This window comes from Kribbella sp. (assembly GCF_035687465.1).
Classification (GTDB): domain Bacteria; phylum Actinomycetota; class Actinomycetes; order Propionibacteriales; family Kribbellaceae; genus Kribbella.
The window spans coordinates 1-5,820 of record NZ_DASRXP010000235.1 but is presented as its reverse complement, the minus strand read 5'-3'; the positions used below and the strand labels follow the sequence as shown (position 1 = coordinate 5,820).

At 66.9% G+C, this 5,820-nt stretch carries 8 protein-coding genes; 6 read left to right on the top strand and 2 right to left on the bottom strand.

The features are described 5' to 3' along the window. From VFG33_RS11965 to VFG33_RS11950, 4 genes are all read left to right on the top strand, one after another. Positions 1-992: FAD-dependent oxidoreductase (locus VFG33_RS11965; RefSeq protein ID WP_325025547.1), on the top strand; the 992-nt coding region annotated here is incomplete at its 5' end. Position 993: 1 nt separating this feature from the next. After that, a complete protein-coding gene (locus tag VFG33_RS11960) occupies positions 994-1,914 on the top strand; it encodes an aldo/keto reductase (RefSeq protein WP_325025545.1) in 921 nt (306 codons plus the stop codon). Between the two features lie 101 nt (positions 1,915-2,015). Then, the gene (locus tag VFG33_RS11955) at positions 2,016-2,693 is read left to right on the top strand and encodes a PadR family transcriptional regulator (protein WP_325025543.1); all 678 of its coding nucleotides are present in this window, start codon (positions 2,016-2,018) and stop codon (positions 2,691-2,693) included. Further along, positions 2,690-3,109, top strand: coding sequence for a DUF1707 SHOCT-like domain-containing protein (locus tag VFG33_RS11950; protein ID WP_325025541.1), 420 nt, complete (start codon positions 2,690-2,692; stop codon positions 3,107-3,109). Before VFG33_RS11955 ends, VFG33_RS11950 begins: the two co-directional genes overlap by 4 nt. A gap of 104 nt (positions 3,110-3,213) precedes the next feature. On the opposite strand, the gene VFG33_RS11945 is transcribed toward VFG33_RS11950, so the two are convergent. Beyond that, positions 3,214-3,846, bottom strand: a complete 633-nt coding sequence (locus tag VFG33_RS11945) for an NAD(P)-dependent oxidoreductase (protein ID WP_325025539.1) — start codon at positions 3,844-3,846, stop codon at positions 3,214-3,216. A gap of 69 nt (positions 3,847-3,915) precedes the next feature. On the opposite strand from VFG33_RS11945, the gene VFG33_RS11940 reads away from it, so the two are divergent. Beyond that, a complete protein-coding gene (locus VFG33_RS11940) occupies positions 3,916-4,515 on the top strand; it encodes a TetR/AcrR family transcriptional regulator (protein WP_325025537.1) in 600 nt (199 codons plus the stop codon). 51 nt (positions 4,516-4,566) lie between these two features. Further along, the gene (locus VFG33_RS11935; RefSeq protein WP_325025535.1) at positions 4,567-5,508 is read left to right on the top strand and encodes a carotenoid biosynthesis protein; all 942 of its coding nucleotides are present in this window, start codon (positions 4,567-4,569) and stop codon (positions 5,506-5,508) included. Here VFG33_RS11935 and VFG33_RS11930 read toward each other — a convergent pair. Next, on the bottom strand, positions 5,492-5,820 hold a 329-nt coding region (locus VFG33_RS11930), incomplete at its 5' end, for a lipoate--protein ligase family protein (protein WP_414672946.1). The genes VFG33_RS11935 and VFG33_RS11930 overlap by 17 nt on opposite strands.

Genomic DNA, 5,820 nt, shown 5'->3' with positions numbered 1-5,820 from the left:
CCATCACCGGCGAGAAGGTGTTCCTGAACGTCGGCACGCATGCGACGCTCCCCCACGTGCCCGGGCTGGAATCCGCCCGGCCGATGACGCATGTCGAACTGCTCGACCTCGAACGGCTGCCGGAGCACCTGCTCGTCATCGGCGGCGGCTACATCGGGCTGGAGTTCGCACAGGCCATGCGCCGTTTCGGCGCGAGCGTGACCGTCATCGAACACGGGAACCAGTTGGCCGGCCAGGAAGACCCGGAGGTCGGTGCGGCGCTGCTCGAACTCTTCCACGACGAGGGAATCGCGGTGCACCTCCAGACCCGGATCTGGAGTGTCGAAGGCCGATCCGGCAGCGCCGTACGGATCGTCACGGAAGGGCCGGACCGCGAGGCCGTCATCCAGGGCACGGACCTGCTCGTGGGCGTCGGCCGTACGCCGAACACCAGCGGCATCGGACTCGAGAACGCCGGGGTGAAGCTCACGGACACCGGCTACATCGCGGTCGACGAGCACCTCGCCACGACAGCGGACAGTGTGTGGGCGATGGGCGAGTGCGCGGGCAGTCCGCAGTTCACCCATGTGGCTTTCGACGACTTCCGCGTGGTGCACGACAACCTGACCGGCGGCAACCGCACGACTACGGACCGCCTCGTGCCGTACTGCATGTTCACCGATCCCGAGTTGGCGCGGGTCGGCCTCAACGAGACTGATGCCAAGCGTCTCGGCGTCGGCTACCGCGTGCTGAGCCTGCCGATGGCTTCGGTACTGCGGACCCGGACACTGTCGGAACCACGAGGGTTCATGAAAATGCTGATCGCGGCGGACAGTGACGAGATTCTCGGATTCACCGTGTTCGGCGCGGAGGCGAGTGAACTGCTGGCCGCAGTACAGACCGCCATGGTCGGCCACATCCCTTACACAGAACTGCGAAGAGCGATCTACGCCCACCCCACCGCAGCCGAAGGCCTCACCTTCTTACTGCGCACCACACCTACAGGGAATTGACATGGTTGCCCTTGGACGTACCGACCTCGACGTCTTCCCACTCTGCATCGGCGGCAACGTGTTCGGCTGGACCGCCGACGAGCCGCAGTCGCAGGCCGTCCTCGACGCGTACACGGAAGCGGGCGGCAACTTCGTCGACACCGCCAACTCCTACCTGGTCGAGCACGGCCGCTCCGAGACGATCATCGGACGCTGGATGGCCGCCCGGGGCAACCGCGACCGGATCATCGTGGCCACGAAGGTCGGCGGCGGCAAGGGACCGGTCCGCAACCTGCGAGCGGAGACGATCAAGAGCGAAGCGAACGCCTCGCTCGAGCGCCTGCGGACCGGCCACATCGACCTGTACTACGCACACTTCGACGACGAGGAAACGCCGCTCGAGGAGACGCTGCGCGCCTTCGACGAGCTGGTCCGGGCGGGTACTGTGCGCCACCTCGGCGCCTCCAACTACACGCCCGAGCGGCTCACCGCGGCCCTCGAACTCCAGCGCGAACTCGGGCTGGCCGAGTTCACCGTCCTGCAACCGCACTACAACCTCGTCGAACGGGACTACGAGCGCACGATGCTTCCGGTGGCCGAGACGTGGGATCTCGCCGTACTGCCGTACTTCGCCCTGGCAAAGGGCTTTCTGACTGGCAAGTACCGGCCGGGCGGGGATGACGTCGAGTCCCAACGCGCGGCGGGTGCTCGGACCTACCTCGACGATGGCGGCGTGGCGGTGCTCGACGTACTGGACGAGATCGCCGCTGCCCACGACACGACGGTTGCTGCCGTCGCGCTCGCCTGGCTGCTTGCCCAACAGCGGATCGTCGCACCCATCGCCAGCGCCCGTACCACGGAACAGCTCGAGCAGATCCTGCCCGCCGCCACGCTGACGCTGACACCTGCCGAGGTCGACCGGCTGTCGGCCACGACGGCGTAGGACCTGTGAGGCCGGCGTTAGACGCCCTTGGGTACCCCTCTTTCGCGATATATCGTCGACGTATCGCAGCAGTAGTTCTTCCTGAGGGAGCGGTGGTCGGCATGACCGGTTCGACGCACGCGGTCGGGTGGCCTTGGCAGCAGATCGCACAGCATTGCTCATTCGTCGACGACATCAAGCGGGACTGGGTCGCCGGCATGACCGGGAGGCGCGCCCACCACGGCCAGCATCCCTTCGGCGCACAGTGGGGCATGTTCGGCGGTGGCCCGGTATTCGGTCCGCCCTGGGCGCCGGGCGGTCCGCGCGGCTGGCGTGGACCGAAGGCCCGTAGAGGAGACGTGCGCGCCGCGATCCTCGCAGTACTGGCCGAGCAGCCGATGAACGGCTACCAGCTCATCCAGGAGATCGCCGAACGCAGTGGCGGGGCCTGGAAGCCCAGCCCTGGTTCGATTTACCCGACCCTCCAGCAACTCGAGGACGAGGGGTTGGTCACGGCGGATGCCGCGGTCGGGCGCCGGACCTTCACCCTCACCGACGAGGGCCGCACCTATGTCGCCGAGCACGCCGACGAGGTTTCGGCGCCTTGGGAGGCGATGAGCGCACCCGCGGAGGACGACGAGAACGGGATGAAACCACTGCTCGGACAAGTCGGGACGGCACTGTGGCAGATCCTTGCCGCTGGTACGCCCGACCAGCAGGCCAAGGCCCGCAAGGCGTTGGTCGACCTCCGGCGCACGCTCTACACGATCCTCGCCGACGACGAGCCGGACCGGTCATGAGTCCGAATCTTCCGGCCAAGAGTGGCCCGATCCGGATCGGCGACGCCGAACGCGACCAGGCCGTCGTCGTCCTCAGTGACCACTTCGTCGCGGGACGGCTGACCCAGGAGGAGTTCGAGGAGCGCAGCAACGAGGCGACCCGGGCGCGGTACGACGTCGACCTGAAGCCGCTGTTCGCCGACCTCCCCGAGCCCGAGCCCGCGCAACAGACGTCCCGGAAGTGGTCCTCCGGCTCTGGTCCCCGCGGGGGCCGGCCGATCCCACCGCCGTTGCTCCTGCTGGCCCCGCTGATGGTCGGACTGGTCGTCGCCAGCGTGGCTCTGGCGGCGCCGGGGCTCCTCTGGATCATGTTCTGGATCGTCATGTTCAGCGGGCCGGTCAACCATCGCCGCTGGCAGGACCCACACCGCCGCTGACCCCGGCGTCCACGGAGATTTTCTGTCCTAGCGCGCTGTTAGCGTCGTGCCATGGCCGATGGCTGGAAAGGCTCGTCTACCAGCAAACGCCCTTGCTCGGCTGATCAGGTGCCGGACGTCAGGACGACGGTGGCGCGGATGTGGCTGCGGTCCTGGAGTTGGGCGAGCATGAAGTCGGCGACATCCGCGCGGCTGATTCGCCAGGGACGGCCGGACCTCAGGTGCTCATCCACCTGGTAGACGCCGCTGCGAGGGCCGTCGGTGAGGAGGACCGGGTAGACCAGGGTCCAGTCCAACGGACTGTCGCGCAGTAGCCGTTCGCCTACGGCCTTGTCGGCGAAGGCGCGGCGGAGCACCAGTCGATAGCCGACTTTCAGCAGCAGCGGCGCCTCGCGATACGAGTCGCCGACACCGAAGGCCGAGAGGAACACCACGCGGTCGACTCCGGCCTCGCCCATCGCGCTGATGATGCGCGGGATGGCCTGCGAGATGACCGTCGGAGTTCCGCTCCGCTCACTGCCGAGCGCGCTGATGACGGCGTCCTGGCCCTTGATGGCCGAGGCCACGGCGTCCTCGTCTGTCGTCACCTGCCCCACAGTCACCTGCAAGCTGGGGTGGCGAAGATCCAGCTTGGCGGCGTCGCGAACGAACGCCGTGACTTCGTGACCTTGATCCAGTGCTTGCCGCACGACCTGCCGGCCTGTCGGTCCGGTTGCTCCGAAAACGACGATCTTCATCACATGCCTCCTTGCGAGCGTACTTTCGATTCGCTATCGTAGCGTAGCGTAAGTCGAAAGGAAGCGGCGATGGTGACTGAGCAGGGCAAGGTCCAGACGGGCCGGCCGATGAGCGAAGAGGTGCACGGCGCGATCCACCGCGCGACGCTGGAACTGCTGGCGGAGATTGGCTACGAGGGCCTGTCCATCGCACAGGTCGCCAGGCTCGCCGGTACCGCGACGACCAGCATCTACCGGCGCTTCCCGGGAAAGCGGGAGCTCGTCATCGAAACGCTGCGCACCGAGATGCGGAGCATCTCGAGGGACATCCCCGTGCACGGATCGCTGCGAGAGGAACTCCTCGAGTACGTCGCGAGCATCGTCACCCTGCTCACCCCTGAGCGCGCCCGGATCATGGCGGGACTCCTCCTGCCGATGCGCGGCGATCCGGCGCTGGCCAAGGTCTTCCGCGAGGAGATCATGGCGATCCGGACCGGCAGCTGGCAGCAGATCTTCGATCGCGCCGTCGCTCGCGGCGAGGTGGTCGAGAACCATCCGGGCATCGCCTTCCTCGAGGAGATCCCGCCGTCGGTGATCTTCCACCGGCTCGTGGTCCTGCAGTTGCCGATCGAGGCCGATTTCATCTCCGACCTGGTCGATTCGTTCCTGCTGGTCGTCCTGACCAGCTGAGCCCACGCCGGCGTACCGGAAGCCCAGAACCAGCTCTACCAGGAGGCCGCAATGACAACCACCGAACCGGCTCACGAGCCGCAGGCACAGGATTCCGGCCAACGCGCCGCCGTCGCGCCGTCCCGCGGCGGCCGGCCCACGCGGTGGAAGGCGGTGCTCTGGTTGTTGACGGGCGCCGCTCTCGCCCTTGCCCTCATCTACCCGCTGACCGGGGATCGCGCCAGCATGTGGGTCCTGCTGCTGTTCGTCCCGTTCTCGCTCATCCACGGCATCCGCCGGTACGGCGTGAAGGTGCTGATCATCTTCCTGGTCGAAACCCTTGTCGTCAGCAACTTCTTCGAGAACCTCAGCATCAGCACGGGTTTCCCGTTCGGCCACTACCACTACACCGGCGAACCTCAACTGTTCCAGGTCCCGATCCAGATCGGCCCGATCTACTTCGGCCTCGGGTATGCCTGCTGGCTGGTGGCCAGCACCCTCCTCGACGCGGCGGACGCCAGGCTGGACCTGCGCAGCAGACTCGGCCGGATCAATGTGGTGGCCCTACCGCTGCTCGCCGGCGCGATCATGACGATGTACGACCTCGGCACGGACTCACTCGCTTCCACCGTCAGCAAGGACTGGGTCTGGGAGCGCGGCGGCGGTGTGTTCGGCGTACCGTTCACCAACTACCTGGGCTGGTGGCTCACCACCTACATCTTCTTCCAGCTCTTCGCGCTCTACCTGGCCCGCTCAAAGGCGCCGGTACGCACCGAAGGCCGCAGCTCGCTGCTCCAGCCTGTCGTGCTCTACGCGGGGCTCGGCCTGACTTCCGTGCCGTACTTCGCTGCCGCCTCGACCACGACCGTCACGGACGCCACCGGGTTCGTCTGGAACGAACACGCCCTCAACGAAACCATGATGACGATCAACATCTTCGGCGTCGTCATCATCGCCCTTCTCGCCCTGATCAAGCTGCTCCGGAACGACGTCGAAGCTAAGGGACTCGGGTGAGCCATTCGTCGGTGCCGAACTTGGCGGCGACGCGTTCCTCGGCAGTGGCGATCGTCTGGTCGTCGATGGTGCCGGGCGTGAGGCCGTAGCGTTTGGCGAAGGAGTCGGCCATCCGGGCGATGACGTCCGGCCGGTCCAGGCCGGTCTGGCTCCGCAGCGGGTCGACGCGCTTGTTCGCGCTGGTGATGCCCTTGTCGGAGATCTTCTCGCGGCCGATCCGCAATACTTCGAGCATCTTCGCGGCATCCATGTCGTACGCCATCGTCACGTGATGCAGGACCGCGCCGCCCGCGAACCGCTTCTGCGCGGCGC

Coding starts and splice junctions, on each gene's coding strand:
- VFG33_RS11950 (WP_325025541.1), top strand. CDS start 2,690: ATGAGTCCGAATCTTCCGGCCAAGAGTGGCCCGATCCGGATCGGCGAC.
- VFG33_RS11955 (WP_325025543.1), top strand. CDS start 2,016: ATGACCGGTTCGACGCACGCGGTCGGGTGGCCTTGGCAGCAGATCGCA.
- VFG33_RS11935 (WP_325025535.1), top strand. CDS start 4,567: ATGACAACCACCGAACCGGCTCACGAGCCGCAGGCACAGGATTCCGGC.
- VFG33_RS11940 (WP_325025537.1), top strand. CDS start 3,916: ATGGTGACTGAGCAGGGCAAGGTCCAGACGGGCCGGCCGATGAGCGAA.
- VFG33_RS11960 (WP_325025545.1), top strand. CDS start 994: ATGGTTGCCCTTGGACGTACCGACCTCGACGTCTTCCCACTCTGCATC.
- VFG33_RS11945 (WP_325025539.1), bottom strand. CDS start 3,846: ATGAAGATCGTCGTTTTCGGAGCAACCGGACCGACAGGCCGGCAGGTC.